The organism is Hyphobacterium sp., from assembly GCF_965217055.1.
In the GTDB taxonomy this organism is placed as follows: Bacteria; Pseudomonadota; Alphaproteobacteria; order Caulobacterales; family Maricaulaceae; genus Hyphobacterium.
In genome coordinates this window covers 112,344-136,536 of sequence record NZ_OZ244227.1, presented here as the reverse complement: position 1 = coordinate 136,536, position 24,193 = coordinate 112,344, and the positions used below count along the sequence as shown (strand labels likewise).

Below are 24,193 nucleotides of genomic sequence, written 5' to 3'. Positions count from 1 at the left end.
GCTCCTCGATCGAGGGGCGGCGTTTTTGTTTGACCGCGGGCGCAGCCTACCGGCCTTTCCATTTTTGCTGCAGCTGCTAACGGTAAATGGACCGGGACGGGAATTGGGCATGAGCAAGAATCAACTCGACACTTTGCGTCACGATATCGACGAGACCGATCGCGATATCCTCCGCCTTTGCGCGCGGCGCGCTTCGCTAGGTGTGCAGATCGCACGCGCCAAGGCCGCGGCGGGCGAATCGGTGCGCGACCCCGCCCGCGAGCGCGAAGTGCTGCGCGCGGCTGTGGAAAACGGCGAGGCGCTCGGCCTTGATGCCGCAGCGGTTGAACGCCTTTACCAGACGCTGATCGAGCTGTCCCTGTCCGGCCAGCGCGCAGAGCTGGATGCCCGCGCCGTCGAAAAGGACAGCGAAGCGCGCGTCGCCTATCTTGGCGGACCCGGCACCTATTCGCATTTCGCCGCCCTGGCGCATTTCGCGGGGCGGCATGCCGCGATGGCACCGGTCGTGCGCCGCGATTTTGCTTCCATCGTTCGCGCCGCCGAAGACGGCGAGGCGGACTATGCCTTCCTGCCGATCGAGAACACGACGACGGGCAGTATCAACGAGGTTTACGACCTGCTGCTCGACACCCAGCTGAAGATTGCTGGCGAGCATCATTACCGCGTCAAGCATTGCGTGGTTGGGCGCGGCAAGTCGCTCGGCGGGATTTCGACCATCTATGGTCACCCGCAGGCGCTCGCCCAGTGCCGGCGCTTCCTGTCGGGACTCGAAGGCGTCACCCAACGCTTTGCAACCTCATCGACCCGCGCGCTCGAGCACGCCATGGAGGAGGGGCCGCAGACCGCGGCCATTGCCGGCGCCGATGCAGCGCGCCTGTTCGGGCTCAATGTAATCGACGACCAGGCCAGCGATGCCGGCGAGAATTACACGCGTTTTGTTGCCTTGGCGAAAGATCCGACGCCGCCCGCGTCCGGCCTGCCGTGCAAGACGACCATCGTCTTCAAGACCGCGCACACGCCGGGCGCTCTGGTTGATGGGCTCGCCGCCTTCCGCGACGAAGGGATCAACTTGGCGCGGCTTGAAAGCCGGCCGGTACCCGGGGTGGCGTGGGAAGAGCTGTTTTTCCTCGACTTCGAGGCCAACATGGCAGACGCCGCATGCCGCCGCGCGATCGAAGGCCTTGAAAAGCATGCTTCCAGCCTGCGTGTGCTGGGCTGCTATGGCGCCGATCGGCTGGCACCGTCATCCGTGCTTCACGAGCGCGAATAAAGGCGCTATCTAGCGCGGCAACGGGCGGTTAGCTCAGCTGGGAGAGCATCTCGTTTACACCGAGAGGGTCGGGGGTTCGAACCCCTCACCGCCCACCATTAACCGACGCCCGCCAAAGGCGGGAAATTCGGTCCGGGGGACCGAATTTGGTCGGTGAATTTGACTCCTTGATTGTTTCCGTTGCGCGCGGCCCGGGCACTAGGGCGGACCGGCAGTGTTGCGGGCCGTGCTCACATGAAACGTGCTCAAGGCTGGGGCGTAAGCGGGCATGATGGCTTTGTGAAGTTTAGGTTGACGCTGCGGACTAGACTTGCCGCTAACACCCATCCGAATCCGCTCCTGCCACCGCCTCCGGAAAAACTGCACCCGAGGCCTGCACAACGCCGCCAATTGCGCTTGACCCACCGCGCGGGCTTGCGTAAACGTCGCGGCCTCCCGAGAGGGAAGGAATGGCCACGCGGGTGTAGCTCAGTTGGTTAGAGCGCCGGCCTGTCACGCCGGAGGCCGCGGGTTCGAGTCCCGTCACTCGCGCCATTTCCTGGCATAAAGAAAGCCGCCTTCCGGGGCGGCTTTTTTCGTTTCTGGTGCGCCATCCCGCATCTGCATGACGGCCACCCGCCGTACGCGGTTCCCATGTCGGCCATTGCCTGATAGACGCGCGGCTCTTTTCCGCCGCGCTTGGCGCGGCGTTGCGATTTTCCGGACCTTGTTTCATGCAGCTTCCCCGTATCGACCGTTTCGACTGGTCCCCTGACTGGACCACCATCCGCCGCGACTGGATCGGCAATGTGCGCGGCGATCTGCTCGCCGGGCTCGTGGTCGCGCTCGCCCTGATTCCCGAAGCGATCGCCTTTTCGATCATCGCCGGGGTCGATCCCAAGATCGGGCTCTACGCCTCCTTTTCGATCGCCGTGATCATCGCCTTCACCGGCGGCCGGCCCGGCATGATTTCGGCGGCCACGGCGGCCACGGCGGTGCTGATGGTCACCCTGGTGCGCGATCACGGCCTGCAATACCTGCTCGCAGCGACGGTGCTCGCCGGTATTTTGCAGATCGGCGCGGGCGCGCTGAAGCTCGGCAATCTGATGCGCTTTGTTTCGCGCTCGGTCTTGACCGGTTTTGTCAATGCGCTCGCCATCCTGATCTTCATGGCGCAGCTGCCCGAACTGATCGGCGTGACCTGGCTGACCTATGTGCTGGTCGCGGCGGGGCTGGCGATCATCTACATATTCCCGCGGCTGACAAAAGCGATCCCGTCGCCGCTGGTCTGCATCGTCGTGCTCACCGGGCTGACCCTGTATTTCGGCTGGGATGTCCGCACCGTAGGCGATATGGGCGATCTGCCCGACACGCTGCCGGCCTTCCTGATCCCGGACATCCCGTTCAATTTCGAAACGCTGATGATCATCCTGCCGTATTCTGCCGCCGTGGCGGCGGTCGGCCTGCTTGAATCGCTCTTGACCCAGCAGATCGTCGACGATCTCACGGACACGCCGTCGGACCGCAATCGCGAATGTATCGGGCAGGGGACCGCCAACATAGTCACCGGTTTCCTCGGCGGCATGGCCGGCTGTGCCATGATCGGCCAGTCGATGATCAATGTGAAATCCGGCGGCCGCGGCCGGCTGTCGACCTTTGCCGCCGGCGTCTTTCTCCTGTTCATGATACTCGTGCTCGGCGACTGGATCGCCGCGATCCCGATGCCTGCACTCGTCGCGATCATGATTATGGTCTCGATCGGTACCTTCTCCTGGTCGTCCGTGACCTCGCTGCGTTCGCACCCGCTCTCGTCCAGCATCGTCATGATCGCGACGGTGGCCGGGGTGATCATCACCCACAATCTCGCCATCGGCGTGATGATCGGCGTCTTTCTGTCGGGCGTATTCTTCGCCTGGAAAATCTCGCGTATATTCGAGGTCGGCTCGGCGCTTTCGGATGACGGGCGCACCCGCACCTACACCGTGACCGGCCAGCTTTTCTTCGCCTCGACTGAAGCCTTCACCAAGGCGTTCGACTTCAAGGAAGCGCTCGATGCCGTGACGATCGACCTTTCGGCCGCGCATATCTGGGACATTTCCAGCGTGCAGGCGATCGATCTCATCGTCTTGAAATTCCGCCGCGAGGGGGTGACGGTCGAACTGGTCGGCATGAACCGCGCCAGCGAAACCCTCGTCGACCGCCTCGGCGAACATGACAAACCCGGCGCGCCTTCCAGCGCTGCCGGTCATTAGGAGTCGCCACATGGACCGCATCATCACCCTGATCGACGGCTCGGCCTATACCGAGAGCGTCTGCGATCATGCCGCCTGGGTCGCCGGGAAGACCGGATTCGGTATCGATCTCCTCCACGTCATCGACCACCGTCCGGGCCGCGCCGGTCCCATGAATTTGTCTGGCAATCTGACGCTCGGCGCGCGTTCGGAATTGCTAGAAAAGCTGACCGAGCATGACGAGCAGGGCGCCAGGCTGGCGCGCGAGCGAGGGCGCCTGGTCGCCGAAGCGGCGAAAAGCCACCTCGAATCCAAGGGGACGTCCGACGTCAAGATTCGCCTGCGCAATGGCGATCTCCTCGAAGCCGTGCAGGAAGTCGAGGGCGATGCGCGCGTGATCGTCATCGGCAAGCGCGGCGAACATGCCGATTTCGCCAAGCTGCACCTGGGGTCCAACCTCGAACGCGTCGTGCGGTCGGCGCACCGCCCGGTCCTCGTGACCTCGCGCGCATTCAGGACGCCGAAAAGCGCCACCATAGCCTTCGATACAGGCCCCAGTGTTGCCAAGGCTGTCGATCATATCGCCAAAGGCAAACTGTTTGCAGGCATGGAATTGCGCCTGCTGCATGTCGGCGCTGCGAAGCCGGACATGGTCAATGCGCTCGAGGCCGCTGCTGCGAAATTGCGTGACGCCGGCTACACGGCTGCGTTCGAGATTGTCGATGGCGAACCGGAAGCCGTCTTCACTGCGAAAACCGACGCCGGAGAGATCGAATTCCTGGTCATGGGTGCTTATGGCCATTCGCGGCTGCGCAATCTGATCATTGGCAGCACGACGACGCAGATGATCCGGGCCTGTCCGGTCCCGGTTCTGCTCTTCCGGCCTGATACGGTCCATTAGGGCGCCGGTTATCGCCCGCGCGAACCGCCAGCAGGGGCAAGCGCCTCGTCACAAGTCGCCGCCATCGCCGACATGCGCTAACCTTGCGCCTCGCAAGGGTGATTCCGTCGACCGGGGCAGGGGATGAAGGCGATCGTGAAATTCCTGGGATGGCTGGCCAGCTTCTGGAAGTGGGGCGTGTTCATCCTGCTTGTCGGGGTGCTGGTTGCCATTCTCACCGGCCGTCTGGCCAATGTTGAAGCGGTGCTGGACCAGGATTCCTTCGCTTTCTCCGTCGGCGACAACCGGATCAGCGCCTATGACGTGATGACAGCCTTCATTGCGCTCGCCACCGTATTCTGGATTGTCGGCGTCATTGCCGCCTATATCGAGCGCCGGATCCGGTCGCTGGAAAAGGTGCGGTCCAGCACCCGCATCCTGATCGCCAATGTCATCCGCATCGTCCTTTATGTCCTGGCGTTCATTGTCGGACTTGATATTGCGGGCGTCGATCTGACGGCGCTCACGGTTTTCAGCGGCGCCGTCGGCATTGGTTTGGGTTTCGGCCTGCAGAAAATCGCCTCGAATTTCATCAGCGGATTGATCCTGCTTGCGGAAAACGCCATCGAGGAGGGCGACCTCATCGAACTGGCGGATGGCACGGCCGGATTCCTGCGCAAGACCAGCGCCCGCTACATCCTGATGGAGACGTTCGACGGCAAGGAGATCCTCGTTCCCAACGAAGACATGATCACCGGACGCGTGATCAACTGGACCTTGTCGAGCAATAAGGGGCGCATCCAGGTCGATGTCGGCGTTGCTTATGGCAGCGATCTCCACAAGGCGCGCGATCTGATGCTGGAGGCGGCACGAAGCCATCCGATGGCCATAGAAGATCCGAAACCGATGTGCGTGCTGCGTACCTTCGGCGAGAGCTCGATCGATTTCATGCTGTTGTTCTGGGTGGCGGACGTCACCGCCGGCCGCATGGAGCCCCAAAGCGAGGTCATGTTCGCGATCAATGATGCGTTCAAGGCCAACGGCATCACGATTCCGTTCCCGCAGCGCGATGTGCACATGATTCATCAGGGGTCGAATGAGGCCGGATCATGACGCTGAACCCGATCCATGCCTTCGATATCCTGGCCGATGGCACGGCACGTCGGCTTGACGCTATCACGGCGCCAAAGCCCGCCAATCTCGCCTATCGCTGGATCCATTTCGACCTGGCCGATCCTGGCGTGCGCGAGTGGATAGCAGAGCGCGTCGATCCGGTCGTGGCCCTGGCGCTGACGCGCCAGGACACGCGGCCCTCCGTAAATCCGCTGGGTGAGGGCCATATTCTCATCCTGCGCGGCGTCAATCTCAAGCCGGAGAGCGACCCCGAGGACCTGGTCTCGATCCGGCTCTGGCTGGCGGGCGATCTGATCATCTCGACGCGGATCCACCGGCTGATGGCCATCGTCACGATCCGCGAACAGATTGAAGCCGGCAATCCACCGCCCAGCGCCGGCGCTTTCATCGCCAAGCTGGCCGCCGCATTGACGGAGCGCATGGACCCGGTTGTGTCGGAACTGGCCGATCGTGTCGATGACCTCGAGGAAGAAAGCGTTGACCGGGCCGCCGGCCTGCGCAGTCAACTCGCCGAAATCCGGCGCTCGACGATTGCCCTGCGCCGCTATATCGCCCCGCAGCGCGACGCGCTGGCTAAGCTCGCCGCCGATCCGTCGGGCGTGTTCGAGCGGCCGGTGCAGAATCAACTACGCGAGACCGCCGACCAGGTCACACGCCTCATTGAAGACCTTGACGCGGTGCGCGAGCGCAGCGCCATCCTCAATGACCAGCTGGTCGATCGCCGCGCCGAGGAAATGAATACCAACATGATGGTGCTGTCGGTGGTCGCGGCGATTTTCCTGCCGCTCGGCTTCCTGACCGGCCTGCTGGGCATCAATGTCGGCGGCATGCCCGGCGCGGATTACCCTTGGGCCTTCTACATTGTTTGCGCGGTGTGTTTCGTCATCGCCATCGGACTGACGGCCTATTTCCGGCTGAAGCGGTGGTTCTAGCGCTTGCGCACGGGTACGTGACCGAGCGCGTGGTTTAATCGCGCCCGGCAGTCCCCATATGCCGTTCCATACCGCATCGCGCCGCGACGAAACTGAAGGAACCGAAGATGAGCAAGACCTGGACGCCGCCGAAAGTCTGGACCTGGAATAAGGACGACAATAATCGCTTTGCGCCGATCAACCGGCCGGTTTCGGGCGCCAAGCATGACAAGGAATTGCCGGTCGGCAAACATCCGCTGCAGCTTTATTCGCTGGCGACGCCCAACGGCGTGAAGGTCACCATTCTCCTCGAGGAGCTGCTCGCCAAGGGCCATGAAGGCGCGGAATACGATGCCTGGCTGATCGACATCAATGAAGGCGAGCAGTTCGGCTCCGGCTTCGTTGCGATCAATCCGAATTCCAAGATCCCGGCGCTCGTCGACCGCTCCGGCGACACGCCGCGCCGGGTCTTCGAATCGGGTTCCATCCTGGTCTACCTGGCCGAGAAGTTCGGTGACTTTCTGCCGACCGATCCGGATGCCCGCACGGAGACCTTCAACTGGCTGATGTGGCAGATGGGATCAGCGCCGATCCTCGGCGGCGGTTTCGGCCATTTCTATTCCTATGCGAACGACAAGCAGAAATATCCGATCGATCGCTATGCGATGGAGGTGAAGCGTCAGCTCGATGTTCTCGACAAGACATTGGCACACCGCGAGTTTATCGCTGGCGACCAGTACACGATTGCCGACATGGCTATCATGCCCTGGTATGGGGCGCTGGCCAGAGGCCTGCTTTATGATGCAGGCGAATTCCTCTCGGTGCAGGACTACAAGCACGTCATCCGCTGGACGGACCAGATTTATGCCCGTCCGGCGGTGCAGCGCGGCCGCATGGTCAATCGCGGCTGGGGCGATCCGGCTTCTCAATTGCGCGAGCGCCATGACGCTGCCGATTTCGAAACGAAGACGCAGGACAAGATCGAGGGGGTTGCGTAGCGAGCTCGGCGGTCGCTCCGGCACCTGCTACCATTCGGATTGGAGCAGGCCGGGGAGAGTGCCGTGTTCAGGTGTATTGCGGGATTGCTGGCGACCGGATTTCTTTCGGCCTGTGATGGGCAACAGGAGGAACCGGGCATCGTGCCGGATCCAACCGAACTGATCATTCTCGCGGCGCCGCTCAGCGGCGATGCATATTATGCCGATGTCCACGACGACATCATCGATTTCCAGATCGGGTTCGGCCGGCGGATACTCCGGGCAGGCGACGATGTCATCGTGCTCGCGGACGAGACAATCGCGCCGCAATTTGGGGCGGCACTCGGTGATCGACACGTGGCGGTCTATCCGGTTGAGGATATCTGGGCGCGCGACTTTGGTTCATCCAATGCAGAAGAACCCGTCTTTTTCCGTTACACGGCGGCCGGGCAAGGCGGCGGTCAGCGCGATGCCGATGCAGTCCAGTCCGCATTTCTGGAGCTCGCCGCGGAAGCGGGACTCGATATCGAGGTCGCCGCCGCTCTGAACGATGGCGGAAACCTGGTCGACGACTATTCCGGATCATTGGTCGTCAGCCGCAAATTCCTGCGCGACAACAATCGCGGCGAGGCTGCTGGCCGCCGGCTCCTGCAGCGCCTGACCGGTGCCAATCACATCGCCTTTATCGAGGCAGACGAGCAGGGTGGGCTGGAACACGCCGATGGTGTCGTTTCATTCATCGGCCCGAATACGCTTGTCATCAATTCCTATCCGGAAGATCCCGATTACGCCGCCAGTTTGCGAGCGGCAATTGAAGACGGCTTGCCAGGCGTTGAAATCCACCAGATTGCTACACCGTATGACGGCAATGATATCTATGACGCGCGCTTCGGTTCCGCTTGCGGGCTCTACACCAATTCACTGGTCACACCTCACCGCATTTATCTGCCGCAATTCGGCATCGCCGAGGACGAGGTGGTCCTCGCACACGTCCGGTCGCTGACGGACCGCGACGTGGTTCCCGTTCCGTCGGCCGGCGTATGCCATATGGGTGGCGGGGTGCGCTGCATGAGCTGGCAATTGCGGGGCGAAACAGCGCGCGCGCTCGCGGCCCATCTGCGCGACTTGCCCTGATCAGCGCCCTCCAATTGCAAATCATTCGCATGTAGTGAAAATTCAATCACTTGGATGACATTCCGGCGCAGAAAAAGCGGCCATTTCGCCTTGCGGGTGAAGACGGCTCGCACTAGCTTCCGCCTCGACCGTGCGGGGGCATGTTGTCGGCCCATTTCGCTGTTCAGCGACGGCCATGCCCCGCAATAGAAAGCCAAACGGGGCGATCCGTCATGAATGCGCTTCTGCTTGAATACCTTCCGATCCTGATTTTCCTCGGCATTGCTGCCGCGCTCGGCATCATTTTCATGCTGGCGGCCTTTGTCCTGGCGCCGTCGAATCCGGATACGGAAAAAGTGTCGACCTATGAATGCGGTTTCGAGGCGTTCGACGACGCCCGGATGAAATTTGACGTGCGTTTCTATCTCGTCGCCATCCTTTTCATCATCTTTGACCTCGAAGTGGCCTTCCTCTTTCCCTGGGCGGTGACGCTCGGCGAGACCGGTATTTTTGCCTTCTGGTCGATGATGATCTTCCTCGGCGTGCTGACGGTCGGATTCATCTATGAGTGGAAAAAAGGCGCGCTGGAGTGGGAGTAGACCATGGCTGACAATACGCTGACCCCCGCGGGCGCTGCCGGCCGCGCCGCCACCCCGCATTACGATCCGAAAAAGCATGATCCGTTCTTCGACGGCGTCTCCGACGCGCTGGCCGACAAGGGCTTCGTCGTGGCCGCGGCCGACGACCTCATCACCTGGGCACGTACCGGATCGCTGATGTGGATGACATTTGGTTTGGCGTGCTGCGCCGTCGAAATGATGCAGGCCTCGATGCCGCGCTATGATCTCGAACGCTTCGGCTTCGCCCCGCGGGCCTCTCCGCGCCAGTCCGACGTGATGATCGTCGCCGGCACCTTGACCAACAAGATGGCGCCCGCCCTGCGCAAGGTCTACGACCAGATGCCCGAGCCGCGCTACGTGATCTCCATGGGCTCATGTGCCAATGGCGGCGGTTATTATCACTATTCCTATGCTGTCGTGCGCGGCTGTGACCGGATTGTTCCGGTTGACGTCTATGTGCCGGGCTGTCCGCCGACTGCCGAGGCACTGGTCTACGGCATCCTGCAGCTTCAGAAGAAAATCCGCCGCGAAGGATCGATCGAACGATGAGCGAGCGATTGAACGAACTTGGCGCGCACATTGCCGCGCAACTCGATTCGGCGATCCGCGAATGGTCGGTCGAACACGGCGAATTGACGCTCAATATCTATCGAGACCGCGTCGAGGAGGTGATCCGTCACCTGCGCGACGATCGCGCCTGCCGTTTCACGACGCTGATTGACATTTGCGGCGTCGACCATCCCGGCCGTACCGAGCGCTTCGACGTCGTCTACCATCTCCTGTCGATGCAGATGAACCACCGCATACGGGTGAAGACCTCCACCGACGAAGAGGCGCCCATCGCCTCGATTTCAGAAATTTTCCCGGTGGCCAACTGGTTCGAACGCGAAGCCTTCGACATGTACGGCATCGTCTTTGACAACCACCCTGATCTGCGGCGCATTCTGACCGATTACGGCTTCAATGGTTTCCCGCTTCGCAAGGACTTCCCGCTCAGCGGCTACGTCGAAGTCCGCTGGGACGAGGAAGAAAAGCGCGTCGTCTACGAACCGGTCGAATTGGTCCAGGAATATCGGGACTTCGACTTCCTCTCTCCCTGGGAAGGCGCGAAATACGTGCTGCCGGGCGATGAAAAGGTCAAAGGGGAGGGTGTGTAATGAACGAGATCATCAATCCCGAAAACATCGAGCAGGAAGACGAGCGCAAGTTTACGATCAATTTCGGCCCGCAGCACCCGGCGGCACACGGCGTGCTCCGCCTCGTGCTCGAGCTGGACGGCGAGATCGTCGACCGCGTCGACCCGCATATCGGGCTCTTGCACCGCGGTACGGAAAAGCTGCTCGAGCACAAGACCTATCTCCAGGGCATCGGATATTTCGACCGGCTCGACTACGTCGCGCCGATGAACCAGGAGCATGCCTTCTGCATGGCCGTGGAGCGGTTGGCGGGCATTCCGGTGCCGAAACGCGGCTCCTACATTCGCGTCCTTTATTGCGAGATTGGCCGCATCCTGTCGCACATGCTGAACGTCACTACGCAGGCGCTTGATGTCGGCGCGCTCACGCCGCCGGTCTGGGGGTTTGAAGAGCGCGAGAAGCTGATGGTGTTCTACGAGCGCGCTTCCGGTTCGCGCATGCACGCGCATTATTTCCGCCCCGGTGGTGTTCACCAGGATTTGCCCCCGGACCTGATCGAGGACATTGGCGAGTGGTGCGAGCAATTCCCTGGGAAGCTCAAGGACATCGACACGTTGCTGACCGAGAACCGGATCTTCAAGCAGCGCAATGTCGATATCGGCGTGGTTTCGAAGGAAGACGCGCTCGCCTGGGGATTCTCCGGCGTCATGGTGCGCGGGTCCGGCATGGCCTGGGATCTGCGCCGCGCGCAGCCCTACGAGGTTTATGACGAGCTCGAATTCGACATTCCTGTCGGTAAGAACGGTGATTGCTGGGACCGTTATCTCATCCGCATGGACGAAATGCTCGAGTCCGTGAAGATCATGAAGCAATGCGTCGAATGGCTCTCGCGCGCGGAGAATGCCGGCGAGGTGCTGCCCACCGACACCAAGTTCGCGCCGCCGCGCCGCGGCGAGATGAAACAGTCGATGGAAGCGCTGATTCATCACTTCAAGCTGTACACCGAAGGCGTCCATGTGCCGGCCGGTGAAGCCTATGTCGCCGTCGAGGCTCCGAAAGGTGAGTTCGGCGTCTATCTCGTCGCCGACGGCACCAACAAGCCGTATCGCGTCAAGATCCGGGCGCCGGGATTCGCCCATCTCGCGGCCATGGATCATCTCAATCGCGGCCACTTGCTGGCGGATGTCTCCGCCATTCTTGGCTCGCTCGATATCGTGTTCGGAGAAATCGACCGATGAGCGCTCGAAAAATAGCACTCGAACAACCGGAAAGTTTCTCGTTTTCAAAGGAAAGCGAGAAAGAGATAAAGTTCTGGTTGAACAAGTATCCTGAAGACAAGAAAGCCTCCGCCGTGATCCCCATGCTGTGGATCGCGCAAAAGCAGGGTGGCTGGGTTTCCGAGCCGGCGATGCGTGAAATCGCTGACCGGCTGGACATGCCGAAAATCCGGGTGATGGAGGTCGCGACCTTCTACACCATGTTCAATCTCGAGCCGGCGGGCGAACACCTGATCCAGGTTTGCGGCACCACACCTTGCTGGCTGCGCGGAGCGGAAGATATCAAGCAGGTTTGCGCCGAGAAGATCGGACCGAAAGGCTCGGTTTCAGCTGACGGCAGGTTCTCCTGGATGGAAGTCGAATGCCTCGGGGCCTGTGCCAACGCGCCTATGGTCCAGATTTCAAATGCAAAATCCGACCATTATTACGAAGACCTGACCGCCGACAGCATGGCCGCGATCCTCGACAATTTGGCAGCTGGCAACACGCCGAGGCCGGGCTCGCAGATCGGTCGGTCCTGCTCTGAAACCGAGGGCGGCTCGATGACGCTGACCGACGGCTCACTCTATGACGGCTCGCTGGCCGAACCGGTGAGCCTGCCCAATGCCGCAAATGATACCGGCGAGAAACCGAACCTGCCGACCGAGAAGGCGCGTCCCAAGGATACCGGGCGGACCGGTGCCAAGGCCGACGGCAAGAAGGGGAGCGAATAATGGTTCAGCTTCTCCAGGACAAGGACCGGATTTTCCTCAACCTTTTCGGTCGCGAGGATCCCGGGCTCGACGCCGCGAAACAGCGCGGCGCATGGAATTCGACCCGGGACATGATCGACCAGGGCCAGGATTGGATCATCGACCAGATCAAGGCGTCCGGCTTGCGAGGTCGCGGCGGGGCCGGTTTCCCGACCGGTTTGAAATGGTCCTTCATGCCCAAGGAAGTCGGCGCTCGCCCGCACTACCTTGTTGTCAACGCAGATGAATCCGAACCGGGCACCTGCAAGGACCGCGAGATCATGCGCAATGATCCGCACCTCCTGATCGAGGGCTGCCTAGTGGCGTCCTTCGCGATGCGTGCGCACGCCTGTTACATTTATATCCGCGGGGAATATGTCGACGAGCGACTGGCGCTCGAGAAAGCCATCAAGGAAGCCTATGAGGCCAAGCTGATTGGCAAGGACAACATTCATGGTTGGGATTTCGACTGTTACGTCCACCATGGCGCTGGCGCCTATATCTGCGGTGAAGAAACCGCGCTCCTCGAAAGCCTCGAGGGCAAGAAGGGTCAGCCGCGCCTGAAGCCGCCATTCCCGGCCAATGCCGGCCTCTATGGTTGCCCCACCACGGTCAACAATGTCGAATCCATTGCGGTCGCACCCACGATCCTGCGGCGCGGCGCGGAATGGTTTGCGGGCTTCGGCCGCCAGGGCAATACCGGTACCAAGGTGTTCTCGATATCCGGCCATGTGAACAAGCCGTGCAATATCGAGGAAACCATGTCCATCCCGCTGAAAACGCTGATCGAAACCCATGCGGGTGGCGTCCGCGGCGGGTGGGACAATCTCAAAGCGGTCATCCCGGGCGGCTCGTCCGTACCGTGTATCCCGGCCGACACCTGCACGGATGTTCTGATGGATTTCGACGCGCTCAAGGACGAAAAGTCCGGTCTCGGAACAGCTGCCGTGATCGTGATGGACAAGTCCACCGACATCATCAAGGCGATCGCGCGGATCTCCTATTTCTACAAGCATGAAAGCTGCGGCCAGTGCACGCCGTGTCGCGAAGGCACGGGCTGGATGTGGCGCGTGCTGGAGCGGATGGCGCGCGGCGAGAGTTCAACCCATGAGATCGACAAGCTCCTGGACGTTGCCGGCCAGGTGGAAGGTCACACGATCTGCGCGCTCGGCGACGCTGCGGCGTGGCCGGTGCAGGGTTTGATCCGGCATTTCCGCCATGAGATCGAGGACCGCATCAATGCGTACCGTGCCGGCAAGCCGGTAGCGGTCTCGGCGGTTGCAGCGGAGTAGGGAAGAACAATGTCAGACAATCTCCGCACCATCATCGTTGACGGCGAGGAAATCGACGTCCCGAACCATTACACGCTGCTGCAGGCAGCTGAGGCGGCGGGCAAGGAAATCCCGCGCTTTTGTTATCACGAGCGCCTGTCCGTGGCGGGCAATTGCCGCATGTGCCTGGTCGAGCTGGTCGGCGCGCCGAAACCGGCCGCCTCCTGCGCCATGAATGTCTCCGACATGCGCGGCGGGCCGAATGGCGAGCCGCCTGCGATGAACACCGCTTCGCCCATGGTGAAGAAGGCGCGCGAAGGCGTAATGGAATTCCTGCTGATCAACCATCCGCTGGATTGCCCGATCTGCGATCAGGGCGGCGAATGCGATCTGCAGGACCAGGCCATGGCCTACGGCCGGTCAGACACGCGCTATCTCGAGAACAAGCGCGCGGTCGAGGACAAGTATATGGGTCCGTTGATCCGGACCTTCATGAACCGCTGCATTCAGTGCACTCGCTGCGTGCGTTTTGTCACCGAGGTCGCTGGTTCGCCGGAAATTGGCATGCTCAATCGCGGCGAGGATGCCGAGATCACGACCTATCTGGAAAGCGCGGTCCATTCCGAACTGTCGGGCAACGTCATCGACCTCTGTCCGGTGGGTGCGCTGACGTCGAAACCCTATGCCTTCAATGCTCGGCCCTGGGAATTGAAGAAGACCGAAACCATCGATGTCATGGACGCGATGGGTGCCTGGATCCGCGTCGACAGCCGCGGCCCCGGCGTTCTGCGCATCTTGCCGCGCGTCAATGACGAGCTGAACGAGGAGTGGATATCCGACAAGACGCGCTTTGTCTGGGACGGGTTGCAGCGCCAACGCCTCGACAAGCCCTATGCGCGCAAGGACGGCAAGCTGACGGCAGTCTCGTGGGATGAAGCGCTCGGCACGGCTGCGGCGAAACTCTCCGGCGATGCCTCGAAAATTGGCGTCATTGCTGGCGATCTCAATTCCGTCGAGGAACTGAAGGCCGCCAAGGATTTGTTCGACAGCCTCGGCGTGACGTCGATCGATGGCCGTCAGGACGGCGCGCCGCTCGGCAAGGGACCGCGCGAGAGCTGGCTGTTCAACTCGACCATTGCCGGCATCGACCAAGCCGATGCGATCCTGCTCGTCGGCACCGATCCGCGCCTCGAGGCGCCGGTTCTGAATGCCCGTATCCGCCGTGCTTGGTTGGAGCGGGACGTAAAGGTCGGCGTAATCGGCGAAGTCGGTGATCTGTCCTATCCGTTCGAAAAGGCCGGAAGCGGGCCGACGGAATTGAAGGGCTTCGCCGGCAAACGTTCGGGATTCACCAAGGTCCTGAAGAACGCCGAGAAGCCGATGATCATCGTCGGCATGGGCGCGCTGGCCCGGAAAGACGGGGCGCAGATCCTCAGCGCCGTGGGCGATCTCGCCAGCAAGGTGGGTGCGGTCAAGGACGACTGGAACGGGTTCAACGTGCTGCACACGGCAGCGTCGCGTGTCGGGGCGCTCGATCTCGGTTTCGTGCCGGGTGAGGGCGGCAAGTCGGCAGCGGAGCTCCAGGCCGGTGGCATGGACACGGTCGTCTTGCTCGGCGCAGACGAGATCGACGCCGATTTCGGCGACGCCTTCGTCATCTATGTCGGCCATCACGGCGACCGCGGAGCGCACCGAGCGGACCTGATCCTGCCGGGTGCCGCGTATATCGAGAAGCGCGGCATGTGGGCCAATATGGAAGGCCGCGTACAAATGAATGCGCGTGCCGTCTTCCCGAAAGGCGAAGCAAAAGAGGACTGGGCGATCTTCCGTGCTCTTTCCGAACGCCTGGGCAAGACGCTGCCCTATGACACGCTGGAAGCCTTGCGTGAAAAGTTGATCGCCGATCACCCCGTATTTGGCGGCATCGATCACGCGCCGGGTCATGCGACGGCGGCTGAATTTGATGTGGCATCGATCGGCGAAGCGGGCGATATGGGCGCCGAACCTTTCCGGTCACCGGTCACGGATTTCTATCTGACGAACGCAATCGCACGGGCCTCGAAAACGATGGCGGAATGTTCGGCACTGAAAACGGCGCCATCGGCGCTGGCGGCGGAGTAAGGCGCATGGCGAGATCTCTGCCATTGACCATTGGTCTCGGTGTCGCCCTTGGCGCGGGGCTTGGAACCGCATTTGGTGCGGCTGTCGGCGCGGTCATGGGCGATGTTGCAATGGGCGTTGTATTCGGCCCGTCGATCGGCGCCGGAGTCGGCGTGATCATTGCCATCGTGATGTCGCCGGCAGGCGACTCGGCAGCGAGGGATGAGGGCTAATGGGTCATTTCATCGAGCAATACGGCGTCTGGGGCGGAACAGCTCTCGCCGTAGTACAGATCCTGGCCTTCATGATCGTGCTGCTGATTGCGCTGGCCTTCCTCTTGCTGATGGATCGGAAGGTCTGGGCTGCCGTGCAGATGCGCAAGGGTCCGAACGTTGTCGGCGCTTTCGGCTTGCTCCAGTCTTTCGCAGACTTCTTCAAATTCGTGCTCAAGGAAATCGTCGTGCCGGCAGGCGCAGACCGGGTCCTTTTCCTGCTCGCGCCGCTGATCACGCTGGTCTTGGCCTTTGTGGGCTGGGCCGTGGTTCCGGTCGCGCCGGGCTGGGTGATTGCCGACCTCAATGTCGGCATCCTGTATCTGTTCGCGATTTCCTCGCTCGGCGTCTACGGCGTCATCATTGGTGGCTGGGCATCGAACTCGAAATATCCCTTCCTCGGCGCGCTTCGCTCGGCAGCGCAGATGATTTCCTACGAGGTCTCGATCGGTTTCATCATCGTGACCGTGCTGCTGTTTGCCGGCTCGATGAATCTCTCCGTCATTGTCGAAGAACAGGCTGGTGGTTTCTGGAACTGGAACATGCTGGCGCTGCACACTCTGCCGGTGCCGATGTTTATCGTCATGTTCCCGATGATGGTGATCTTCTTCATCTCAGCCCTGGCGGAAACCAACCGCCCGCCCTTCGATTTGCCGGAAGCCGAATCCGAACTCGTCGCAGGCTATCAGGTGGAATATTCCTCCACACCCTATCTGCTCTTCATGATCGGCGAATATCTCAACATCGTCCTGATGTGCGCGCTGACCACCATACTCTTCTTCGGCGGATGGCATGCGCCATTCCCCTTCCTGGACTTCCTGCCGCCCTTCTTCTGGTTCGCGGCGAAGATCGTGTTCTTCTTCTTCATGTTCGCCATGGTGAAAGCCATCGTGCCGCGATACCGCTATGACCAGCTGATGCGACTGGGCTGGAAGATATTCCTGCCGACTTCGCTCGGCGCGGTCGCCTTGGTCGGCGGCTATATCGCTTACTTCGGAGGCCAGTCATGAGCCGGATTGCGCAAACCATTCGCGGCGCCTTCCTCATGGACTTTGTGGGAGCCTTCATCCTGGCGATGAAGTATTTCTTCCGCCCGAAGGCGACAGTGAATTACCCCTTCGAGAAAGGCCCGCTGAGCCCGCGCTTCCGCGGCCAGCACGCGCTGCGCCGCTATCCCAACGGCGAAGAGCGCTGCATTGCCTGCAAGCTGTGCGAAGCGGTCTGTCCGGCGCAGGCGATCACGATCGAGGCGGAACCGCGCGAGGATGGCTCCCGCCGGACGACGCGCTACGACATCGACATGGTGAAGTGTATCTATTGCGGCTACTGCCAGGAAGCCTGCCCGGTGGATGCCATTGTCGAGGGCCCGAATTTCGAGTTCGCAACGGAGACCCGTGAAGAACTCTACTATGACAAGGAAAAACTTCTGGCGAATGGCGATCGGTGGGAACGCGAGATCGCGCGCAATCTGGAAATCGACGCGCCTTACCGCTAGGGCGCAAGAGAGGGACGGGGCGGCTGATGCTGCAGGCAATTACATTCTGGGTACTGGCGAGCGTGACGATCTTGTCCGCCTTCTTCGTCGTGGCAGCCCGAAACCCGGTGCGATCAGTGCTCTGGTTGATCCTGGCCTTTTTCTCTGCGGCCGGACTGTTCGTGCTGCTGGGCGCGGAATTCCTCGCCATGCTGCTGGTCGTTGTCTATGTCGGTGCCGTCGCCGTGCTCTTCCTTTTCGTCGTCATGATGCTCGATGTCGATTTCGCCGAGCTCAAGGAGGGATTTTTGAGCTACCTGCCGTTCGGCGGCCTGATCGCGGTGATCCTTGCCGCTGAACTGATCCTCGTCGGTCGCGCCTGGAGCGGGGCCAATGTCGTGGCAGCCAATGCCGCGAGCGCAACGCCGGCCGACATCTCGAATGTCGAAGCGCTCGGCCTGCTGCTCTATGACGATTACGCCTACTTCTTCCAGGCAGCTGGCCTGATCCTGCTGGTCGCGATGATCGGTGCCATCGTGCTGACGCTGCAGCACAAGCCGCACGTCAAGCGTCAGAATATTGCCGAGCAGGTTGGCCGCGACCGCAAGACGGCAGTCACAATGCATGACGTCAAATCCGGAGAGGGGCTGGGAGAATGATGGACATCGGCCTTTCACACTATCTCGCTGTTTCCGCTATCCTTTTCACGATTGGCGTGTTCGGCATTTTCGTGAACCGCAAGAACGTGATCATCTTGTTGATGTCGGTCGAGCTGTTGCTGCTCGCCGTCAACATCAATCTGGTGGCGTTTTCATCCTATCTCGGCGATCTCGCCGGTCAGGTCTTCGCCATGTTCGTGCTGACCGTGGCCGCCGCCGAAGCTGCGATCGGCCTCGCCATTCTTGTCGTTTTCTTCCGCAACCGGGGTGATATCTCGGTTGAGGGCGTCAATCTGATGAAGGGCTAGACGATATGGCTCCGATAATCATCGTCTTCGGCCCGCTTCTGGGCTCCGTCATCGCCGGCCTGTTCCAGCGCTTCATCGGCGATCGCGCCGCAATGACGCTGACCACGGGCTTCCTGATCCTGTCCGCACTGCTGTCGGCCTGGGTCTTTTACGATGTCATTTTTGCAGAGAATGTCCGCACCATCCCGCTCGCCACATGGATGCAGATTGGCGATTTCTCGGCGACCTGGTCGCTGCGCCTTGATGCCCTGTCGGCGGTGATGCTGGTCGTCGTGACGTTCGTTTCCTCGCTCGTCCACGTCTATTCCTGGGGGTATATGAGCGACGACCCGCACCGTGCCCGTTTCTTCAGCTATCTCTCGCTCTTCACCTTCGCGATGTTGATGCTGGTGACAGCGGACGATTTCCTGCAGCTCTTCTTCGGCTGGGAAGGCGTCGGGCTCGCCTCCTACCTGCTGATCGGCTTCTGGTACAAGAAGAAGTCGGCCAACGACGCAGCCATCAAGGCCTTCGTGACCAACCGCGTTGGCGATTTCGGCTTTGCGCTCGGTATCATGGCGGTGTTCGCCGTGTTCGGTTCGGTGAGCTTCGACTCGGTCTTCAACGATGTCGAAGGCATGGCCTCGCTGACCTGGAATTTCCTCGGGTTCGAGTTCAATGCGATCGAGCTGATCGCCTTCCTTCTCTTCATCGGCGCGATGGGCAAGTCGGCGCAGTTCTTCCTTCATGTCTGGTTGCCGGACGCGATGGAGGGCCCGACGCCTGTGTCTGCGCTGATCCACGCTGCGACCATGGTGACAGCCGGCGTCTTCCTCGTTTGCCGTTGCTTCCCGCTATACGAGGCGGCCCCGAATGCCTCGGCCTTCGTCACGCTGATCGGGGCGACGACGGCGCTGTTCGCGGCCACGGTCGGGCTCGCGCAGAACGACATCAAGCGCGTCATTGCCTATTCGACCTGTTCGCAGCTCGGATACATGTTCTTTGCCGCGGGCCTCGGTCTTTATTCCGCGGCGATGTTCCACCTGTTCACCCACGCCTTTTTCAAGGCGCTGCTTTTCCTCGGCGCGGGTTCGGTCATTCACGGCCTGCACCACGAGCAGGACATGCGGAAAATGGGCGGGGTCTTCAAATACCTGCCGTTCACGGCCATCCTCATGTATATCGGTACGCTCGCCCTGACCGGCGTCGGCCTGCCTGTCTTGGGCTGGGGTTTTGCCGGCTTCTTCTCGAAGGACATGATCATCGAGGAAGCCTTCATGATGGGCGAAGAGGGCATCCCGTTCGGCATGCTGGCCTTCTGGGTCGGCGTGATCGCGGCCGGTCTCACCAGCTTCTATTCCTGGCGCCTCATCTTCATGACCTTCCACGGCAAATTCCGTGGCGAGAAAGAGGTTATCGATCACGCCCATGAAAGCCCGCCGGTGATGATGGTTCCGCTGATCCTGCTGGCAGTTGGAGCGGTGTTTGCCGGTGCCGCCTTCAAGGACCAGTTCGTCGGCCGCCATGCCTTTACCTTCTGGGAGGACGCGCTGCCGGCCGGACCGTATGCCGAGGGCAATTACGGCGATTATTATGCGGCGTCCCAAGCCGCCGAAATTCTCGAGGATCACTCCGAGCTGGAAGCGGACTCCTATGAAGCCGCCGTCGGTGCCGGAGATGCCGAGGCCCCGTCAGAGGCGGCCGTCCATGCCGATGATCACGGCGCCGAGGACGATCACGGCGGGGGAGAGCATGGCGGGCACCATCCGCCGACCTGGGTGCTGTTCACGCCGCTGGCGGTGACCATTCTCGGCTTCATTCTGGCCTGGATCTTCTACATCCGCTTTGCCGGCTTCGGCGCACGCCTCGCCTCGCGCGAGGGACCGCTGCACAGCTTCCTTTTGAACAAATGGTATTTCGACGAAATCTATAATTTCGTCTTTGTTCGTGGCGCGCGCGCCCTCGGTGATCTGTTCTGGAAGGTCGGCGACGCAAGGATTATCGACGGATTGGGCCCGAACGGCTTTGCCGCTTCGGCTCTGGCCGCAGCCCGGCGCCTGTCAAAGGCCCAGTCGGGATATCTCTACCATTATGCCTTCGTCATGCTGATCGGGGTGGTTGCACTCACCCTGTGGGCCATGGCCGGCGCGGGAGGCGAATAGATGTTGTTGTCCGCCGTCACTTTCGCGCCGCTTGCCGGCGCTCTCGTGATCACGCTGTTCAAGATGTTCTCGCGTGCCGAGGACTCGGCCTTCATCGAGAAGAATGCGCGCGGCGTCGCGTTGCTGACCACGCTCGTCACTTTTGCGTTGTCGATCGTCGTCATGATCCGCTTCGACGCATCCAACCCCGGCTTCCAGCTGGTCGAGGAAGTCAGCTGGTTCTCCGAATTTGGCATGGCCTACCGCATGGGTGTTGACGGTCTGTCCGTCCTCTTCGTCCTTTTGACCGCCTTCCTGATGCCGATCTCGATCCTCGCCAGCTGGAAGATCGAGAAGCGCGTCGCCGATTACATGATTGCCTTCCTGGTGCTGGAATCGCTGATGATCGGCGTGTTCTGTGCGCTCGACATGGTGCTCTTCTACGTCTTCTTCGAAGGCGGCCTCATTCCGATGTTCCTGATCATCGGCGTCTGGGGCGGCGCCAATCGGGTCTATGCGGCGTTCAAATTCTTTCTCTACACCCTGCTTGGCTCGGTACTGATGCTGGTCGCCTTGGTGTTCATGTTCCTGCAGGCAGGAACCACCGACATTACCGTCTTGCTGGAGACGCCTTTCGCGGCCGAGATACAGACCTGGCTATGGCTCGCCTTCTTCGCCTCATTTGCGGTGAAAATGCCGATGTGGCCGGTCCACACCTGGTTGCCGGACGCCCACGTCGAGGCGCCGACCGCCGGGTCGGTCATCCTGGCCGGTATTCTCCTGAAAATGGGTGGCTATGGCTTCCTTCGGTTCTCGCTGCCCATGTTCCCGGATGCGAGCGCCTATTTCACACCACTGGTATTTGCGCTGTCGGTGATCGCGATCATTTACACATCGCTGGTCGCGTTTCGCCAGACCGACATCAAGAAGCTGATCGCCTATTCCTCCGTCGCTCATATGGGCCTGGTGACGATGGGCCTGTTCGCGATGACCGAGCTTGGCGTACAGGGCGCGATTTTCCAGATGATCTCGCACGGCGTGATTTCCGGCGCGCTCTTTCTCGCCGTCGGTGTCATCTATGATCGCATGCACACGCGGGAGATTGCCTTTTACGGGGGACTTGTACACCGCATGCCGGTCTATGCCGCCGTGCTCGCCCTGTTCACCATGGCGAATGTCGGCCTGCCGGGCACATCCGGTTTTGTTGGTGAAATCATGGCAATGATCGGTACGTTCCAGGTCTCGACCTGGGCTGCTGCCGGCGCCGCGATCGGGGTCATCCTGTCAGCGGTCTACATGCTCACCGCCTATCGCAACCTGGTGCTGGGTGATCTCACCAATCCGAAGCTGGAAGCCATCAACGACATGAATGTCCGCGAATGGGCGATCTTCATGCCGCTGATCATCGCAACCCTTGTTCTCGGCTTTTTCTCGACGCTGATCACCGATGTCACGGCGGCATCGGTCGAGCAGCTGATCTCGAATTACCAGGCGGCGATAGCCGCCAGCGCGCAGTAGGGGCCGACTGATCATGGATCTCGCCACACTCACCGCGGAATATCTGCTCTACGCTCCCGAAGTCATCCTGGCCCTCGGGGCCATGGCGCTGTTGATGCTCGGCGTCTACATCAAGGATCACGGACGGGCTGCCGCCCTTGTCGCACCGCTGACCGCAGGGCTTCTCTTTGTGGCAGCCTTGACGGCGGCCTTCCTGGTGCCGGGCGAGGGCGGCCAGGCATTTGGCGGCGCGTTTGTGTTCGACCCGTTGGCCCTGTTCTCGAAAATTGCGATCTTCGGTGCAGCAGCGATCGCGCTGCTGTTCGCAGTGCCATATCTGAAGGCCGAACGCCTCGCCCGGTTCGAGTACTTCATACTGATCGCACTGGCCGCGCTCGGCATGTCGATGATGGTTTCGGCCAATGATCTGATCGCCATGTATATGGGCGTCGAATTGCAATCACTGGCGCTTTACGTGCTGGCGGCCTTCAACCGGGATTCGCTGCGTGCCTCGGAAGCCGGACTGAAATATTTCGTGCTGGGGGCCCTGTCTTCCGGACTGCTTCTGTATGGTGCTTCCCTGGTTTACGGCTTCTCCGGCGCGACCGGTTTCAATGAAATTGCTGTGGCAGCAGCCTCGGGCGACGTGTCGATCGGCCTTCTGTTCGGTCTGGTCTTCGTGATCTGCGGATTGGCCTTCAAGGTCTCGGCGGCGCCGTTCCACATGTGGACGCCGGATGTCTATGAAGGCTCGCCGACGCCGGTGACAGCGTTCTTCGCGACCGCCCCCAAATTCGCGGCCATCGTGCTGCTCGCGCGCATCTTGCTCGAGCCCTTCGGTGCGATGACGGACCAGTGGCAGCAGGTGATCACGGCGATCGCCATTGCCTCCATGGCGGTTGGCGCGTTCGGTGCGCTGACGCAACAGAACATCAAGCGGCTGATGGCCTATTCTTCGATCGGCAATATGGGTTATGCGCTGGTCGCGATCGCCGCGGGCACCGAGACCGGATTGTGGGCGCTGCTCGCCTTCATGGTGCTCTACATTATTGGCCTCATCGCCGCCTTCGGCGTCGTGCTCTCGATGCGCACTAATGAAGGCATGGTCGAGCAGGTCGACGATCTGGCCGGCCTGGCCCAATCGCGCCCCGGCCTTGCCTGGACGATGACCGGTGCCATGTTCTCGATCGGCGGCCTGCCTTTCCTGGTTGGATTTTTCGGCAAGCTTTTCATCCTCTACGCCGCCCTGCAGGCCGGTCTCGTCATCCTGCCGGTTGCGCTCGTCCTGTTCTCGGTTGTAGCCGCGGCCTACTATCTGCGCATTGTCCGCGTGATGTGGTTCTCCGAACCGGTGGTCAACTTCATCGGCCCGCCCGCTACGACCGGCGTCATCACCAATGTGGCGGGCATCGCCACTGCAGCGCTGATCGTCATCGTTCCGGTTCTCTTCCTGCTCGCACGGAATGCAGGCCTGGGCCCGATCTAGATGATCAACGGCGTCCGGATTGAATGGCTGGACGAGATTGATTCCACGAATGAAGAGGTGCGCCGCCGCTTCAAGGCGGGCGAGATCGGCCCGCTCTGGATCGCCGCGCGCCGCCAGACCGCAGGTCGGGGCCGCCGAGGCCGCAATTGGGCCGATCTTGACGGCAATCTCTACTGCTCCGGGATGTATTCGCTGAAATGTTCGCCCGGCGAAGCAGCGCAATTGTCCTTTGCCGCAGCGCTCGCCGCGTCGGATGTCTGCCGTTTGGCGTTGAAGAATCGCCGTCCCCGCGTGAAATGGCCCAATGACGTGCTCGTCGATGGTCAGAAGATCTGCGGCGTGCTGCTGGAATCGGCAGATGCGCCAGGCAATGTCATTCAGCTCGTCATTGGGGTCGGACTTAACCTTGCTGCCGCGCCCGACATTCCGGAATATCCGGCCACGAGCCTTGCACGGCTGGGTGCGGATATCGGTCCTTCAACCGCGCTGGAATCACTCGTCACGCGTTTCGAGCATTGGCGATCGGTCTGGGCCACAGAAGGATTCGGTCCGATCCGCGAAGCCTGGCTCGCGCGGGCCCACGGTATTGGTCAACGGTGTGTCGTCCGGCTTTCGGACGAAACGCTGGAGGGGATCTTCACCGACCTCGCCGAGGATGGTTCGCTGCGGTTGGAAATGGCGAAGCGCGAGACCCGCCTTATTTCAGCTGGGGACGTATTTTTTCCGGGTGCTTTGGAGTAAACCGCC

Annotated in this window: 23 protein-coding genes and 2 tRNA genes; all 25 read left to right on the top strand. The window is 61.2% G+C overall.

The window, feature by feature from the left end; all coding sequences use genetic code 11:
* Positions 1–109 precede the first annotated feature (109 nt).
* Positions 110–1,270 (top strand): bifunctional chorismate mutase/prephenate dehydratase, encoded by a 1,161-nt coding sequence (locus ACOOFN_RS00645; protein ID WP_420432638.1) that lies wholly within the window; start codon positions 110–112, stop codon positions 1,268–1,270.
* A gap of 22 nt (positions 1,271–1,292) precedes the next feature.
* A tRNA-Val gene (locus ACOOFN_RS00640) sits at positions 1,293–1,368 on the top strand.
* Between the two features lie 359 nt (positions 1,369–1,727).
* Positions 1,728–1,804: transfer RNA gene (locus ACOOFN_RS00635), tRNA-Asp, on the top strand.
* Between the two features lie 179 nt (positions 1,805–1,983).
* Complete coding sequence (locus ACOOFN_RS00630; RefSeq protein ID WP_420432636.1) at positions 1,984–3,501, top strand: SulP family inorganic anion transporter; 1,518 nt, start codon at positions 1,984–1,986, stop codon at positions 3,499–3,501.
* Between the two features lie 10 nt (positions 3,502–3,511).
* A complete protein-coding gene (locus ACOOFN_RS00625) occupies positions 3,512–4,381 on the top strand; it encodes a universal stress protein (RefSeq protein WP_420432634.1) in 870 nt (289 codons plus the stop codon).
* 123 nt (positions 4,382–4,504) lie between these two features.
* Positions 4,505–5,473: a mechanosensitive ion channel family protein gene (locus tag ACOOFN_RS00620; RefSeq protein WP_420432632.1), complete on the top strand. Its 969-nt coding sequence runs from the start codon at positions 4,505–4,507 to the stop codon at positions 5,471–5,473.
* Positions 5,470–6,426 (top strand): zinc transporter ZntB, encoded by a 957-nt coding sequence (locus ACOOFN_RS00615; protein WP_420432630.1) that lies wholly within the window; start codon positions 5,470–5,472, stop codon positions 6,424–6,426. The genes ACOOFN_RS00620 and ACOOFN_RS00615 overlap by 4 nt, the downstream gene beginning before the upstream one ends.
* Positions 6,427–6,533: 107 nt before the next feature.
* A complete protein-coding gene (gene yghU, locus ACOOFN_RS00610) occupies positions 6,534–7,403 on the top strand; it encodes a glutathione-dependent disulfide-bond oxidoreductase (RefSeq protein WP_420432628.1) in 870 nt (289 codons plus the stop codon).
* A 63-nt stretch (positions 7,404–7,466) separates the two neighbouring features.
* Positions 7,467–8,516, top strand: a complete 1,050-nt coding sequence (locus ACOOFN_RS00605) for an agmatine deiminase family protein (RefSeq protein WP_420432626.1) — start codon at positions 7,467–7,469, stop codon at positions 8,514–8,516.
* Between the two features lie 212 nt (positions 8,517–8,728).
* Positions 8,729–9,094, top strand: a complete 366-nt coding sequence (locus ACOOFN_RS00600; RefSeq protein ID WP_420432624.1) for an NADH-quinone oxidoreductase subunit A — start codon at positions 8,729–8,731, stop codon at positions 9,092–9,094.
* Between the two features lie 3 nt (positions 9,095–9,097).
* Positions 9,098–9,664: a NuoB/complex I 20 kDa subunit family protein gene (locus ACOOFN_RS00595; RefSeq protein WP_420432622.1), complete on the top strand. Its 567-nt coding sequence runs from the start codon at positions 9,098–9,100 to the stop codon at positions 9,662–9,664.
* Positions 9,661–10,272, top strand: coding sequence for an NADH-quinone oxidoreductase subunit C (locus ACOOFN_RS00590; protein WP_420432620.1), 612 nt, complete (start codon positions 9,661–9,663; stop codon positions 10,270–10,272). Before ACOOFN_RS00595 ends, ACOOFN_RS00590 begins: the two co-directional genes overlap by 4 nt.
* The gene (locus ACOOFN_RS00585) at positions 10,272–11,489 is read left to right on the top strand and encodes an NADH-quinone oxidoreductase subunit D (RefSeq protein ID WP_420432618.1); all 1,218 of its coding nucleotides are present in this window, start codon (positions 10,272–10,274) and stop codon (positions 11,487–11,489) included. Before ACOOFN_RS00590 ends, ACOOFN_RS00585 begins: the two co-directional genes overlap by 1 nt.
* The gene (gene nuoE, locus ACOOFN_RS00580) at positions 11,486–12,241 is read left to right on the top strand and encodes an NADH-quinone oxidoreductase subunit NuoE (protein ID WP_420432617.1); all 756 of its coding nucleotides are present in this window, start codon (positions 11,486–11,488) and stop codon (positions 12,239–12,241) included. Before ACOOFN_RS00585 ends, nuoE begins: the two co-directional genes overlap by 4 nt.
* Positions 12,241–13,551 carry an NADH-quinone oxidoreductase subunit NuoF gene (gene nuoF / locus ACOOFN_RS00575; RefSeq protein WP_420432615.1) on the top strand — a complete coding sequence of 437 codons (1,311 nt, stop codon included), beginning with the start codon at positions 12,241–12,243 and terminating at the stop codon, positions 13,549–13,551. Before nuoE ends, nuoF begins: the two co-directional genes overlap by 1 nt.
* A 9-nt stretch (positions 13,552–13,560) precedes the next feature.
* Positions 13,561–15,651, top strand: coding sequence for an NADH-quinone oxidoreductase subunit NuoG (nuoG, locus tag ACOOFN_RS00570; protein ID WP_420432613.1), 2,091 nt, complete (start codon positions 13,561–13,563; stop codon positions 15,649–15,651).
* Between the two features lie 5 nt (positions 15,652–15,656).
* Positions 15,657–15,863, top strand: a complete 207-nt coding sequence (locus ACOOFN_RS00565) for a hypothetical protein (RefSeq protein ID WP_420432611.1) — start codon at positions 15,657–15,659, stop codon at positions 15,861–15,863.
* Positions 15,863–16,912 (top strand): NADH-quinone oxidoreductase subunit NuoH, encoded by a 1,050-nt coding sequence (nuoH, locus tag ACOOFN_RS00560; RefSeq protein WP_420432609.1) that lies wholly within the window; start codon positions 15,863–15,865, stop codon positions 16,910–16,912. The genes ACOOFN_RS00565 and nuoH overlap by 1 nt, the downstream gene beginning before the upstream one ends.
* Positions 16,909–17,397: an NADH-quinone oxidoreductase subunit NuoI gene (gene nuoI, locus ACOOFN_RS00555; RefSeq protein ID WP_420432607.1), complete on the top strand. Its 489-nt coding sequence runs from the start codon at positions 16,909–16,911 to the stop codon at positions 17,395–17,397. The genes nuoH and nuoI overlap by 4 nt, the downstream gene beginning before the upstream one ends.
* Positions 17,398–17,420: 23 nt before the next feature.
* On the top strand, positions 17,421–18,035 hold the full coding sequence (locus ACOOFN_RS00550; RefSeq protein ID WP_420435089.1) for an NADH-quinone oxidoreductase subunit J: 615 nt from the start codon (positions 17,421–17,423) through the stop codon (positions 18,033–18,035).
* On the top strand, positions 18,035–18,343 hold the full coding sequence (gene nuoK, locus ACOOFN_RS00545; protein ID WP_420435087.1) for an NADH-quinone oxidoreductase subunit NuoK: 309 nt from the start codon (positions 18,035–18,037) through the stop codon (positions 18,341–18,343). Before ACOOFN_RS00550 ends, nuoK begins: the two co-directional genes overlap by 1 nt.
* 5 nt (positions 18,344–18,348) lie before the next feature.
* Positions 18,349–20,484 (top strand): NADH-quinone oxidoreductase subunit L, encoded by a 2,136-nt coding sequence (nuoL, locus tag ACOOFN_RS00540; RefSeq protein WP_420432605.1) that lies wholly within the window; start codon positions 18,349–18,351, stop codon positions 20,482–20,484.
* Positions 20,485–21,981: an NADH-quinone oxidoreductase subunit M gene (locus tag ACOOFN_RS00535; RefSeq protein ID WP_420432603.1), complete on the top strand. Its 1,497-nt coding sequence runs from the start codon at positions 20,485–20,487 to the stop codon at positions 21,979–21,981.
* A gap of 13 nt (positions 21,982–21,994) precedes the next feature.
* Entirely contained in the window at positions 21,995–23,446 is a 1,452-nt protein-coding gene (nuoN, locus tag ACOOFN_RS00530; RefSeq protein ID WP_420432601.1) for an NADH-quinone oxidoreductase subunit NuoN, read from the top strand.
* Positions 23,447–24,187 carry a biotin--[acetyl-CoA-carboxylase] ligase gene (locus ACOOFN_RS00525; RefSeq protein WP_420432599.1) on the top strand — a complete coding sequence of 247 codons (741 nt, stop codon included), beginning with the start codon at positions 23,447–23,449 and terminating at the stop codon, positions 24,185–24,187.
* The last annotated feature ends 6 nt before the right edge of the window (positions 24,188–24,193 follow it).

Bases quoted from the DNA above. Each gene is read 5' to 3' on its own strand.
- ACOOFN_RS00645 (WP_420432638.1), top strand. From the start codon at position 110: ATGAGCAAGAATCAACTCGACACTTTGCGTCACGATATCGACGAGACC.
- ACOOFN_RS00630 (WP_420432636.1), top strand. From the start codon at position 1,984: ATGCAGCTTCCCCGTATCGACCGTTTCGACTGGTCCCCTGACTGGACC.
- ACOOFN_RS00625 (WP_420432634.1), top strand. From the start codon at position 3,512: ATGGACCGCATCATCACCCTGATCGACGGCTCGGCCTATACCGAGAGC.
- ACOOFN_RS00620 (WP_420432632.1), top strand. From the start codon at position 4,505: ATGAAGGCGATCGTGAAATTCCTGGGATGGCTGGCCAGCTTCTGGAAG.
- ACOOFN_RS00615 (WP_420432630.1), top strand. From the start codon at position 5,470: ATGACGCTGAACCCGATCCATGCCTTCGATATCCTGGCCGATGGCACG.
- yghU (WP_420432628.1), top strand. From the start codon at position 6,534: ATGAGCAAGACCTGGACGCCGCCGAAAGTCTGGACCTGGAATAAGGAC.
- ACOOFN_RS00600 (WP_420432624.1), top strand. From the start codon at position 8,729: ATGAATGCGCTTCTGCTTGAATACCTTCCGATCCTGATTTTCCTCGGC.
- ACOOFN_RS00595 (WP_420432622.1), top strand. From the start codon at position 9,098: ATGGCTGACAATACGCTGACCCCCGCGGGCGCTGCCGGCCGCGCCGCC.
- ACOOFN_RS00590 (WP_420432620.1), top strand. From the start codon at position 9,661: ATGAGCGAGCGATTGAACGAACTTGGCGCGCACATTGCCGCGCAACTC.
- ACOOFN_RS00585 (WP_420432618.1), top strand. From the start codon at position 10,272: ATGAACGAGATCATCAATCCCGAAAACATCGAGCAGGAAGACGAGCGC.
- nuoE (WP_420432617.1), top strand. From the start codon at position 11,486: ATGAGCGCTCGAAAAATAGCACTCGAACAACCGGAAAGTTTCTCGTTT.
- nuoF (WP_420432615.1), top strand. From the start codon at position 12,241: ATGGTTCAGCTTCTCCAGGACAAGGACCGGATTTTCCTCAACCTTTTC.
- nuoG (WP_420432613.1), top strand. From the start codon at position 13,561: ATGTCAGACAATCTCCGCACCATCATCGTTGACGGCGAGGAAATCGAC.
- ACOOFN_RS00565 (WP_420432611.1), top strand. From the start codon at position 15,657: ATGGCGAGATCTCTGCCATTGACCATTGGTCTCGGTGTCGCCCTTGGC.
- nuoH (WP_420432609.1), top strand. From the start codon at position 15,863: ATGGGTCATTTCATCGAGCAATACGGCGTCTGGGGCGGAACAGCTCTC.
- nuoI (WP_420432607.1), top strand. From the start codon at position 16,909: ATGAGCCGGATTGCGCAAACCATTCGCGGCGCCTTCCTCATGGACTTT.
- nuoK (WP_420435087.1), top strand. From the start codon at position 18,035: ATGGACATCGGCCTTTCACACTATCTCGCTGTTTCCGCTATCCTTTTC.
- nuoL (WP_420432605.1), top strand. From the start codon at position 18,349: ATGGCTCCGATAATCATCGTCTTCGGCCCGCTTCTGGGCTCCGTCATC.
- ACOOFN_RS00535 (WP_420432603.1), top strand. From the start codon at position 20,485: ATGTTGTTGTCCGCCGTCACTTTCGCGCCGCTTGCCGGCGCTCTCGTG.
- nuoN (WP_420432601.1), top strand. From the start codon at position 21,995: ATGGATCTCGCCACACTCACCGCGGAATATCTGCTCTACGCTCCCGAA.
- ACOOFN_RS00525 (WP_420432599.1), top strand. From the start codon at position 23,447: ATGATCAACGGCGTCCGGATTGAATGGCTGGACGAGATTGATTCCACG.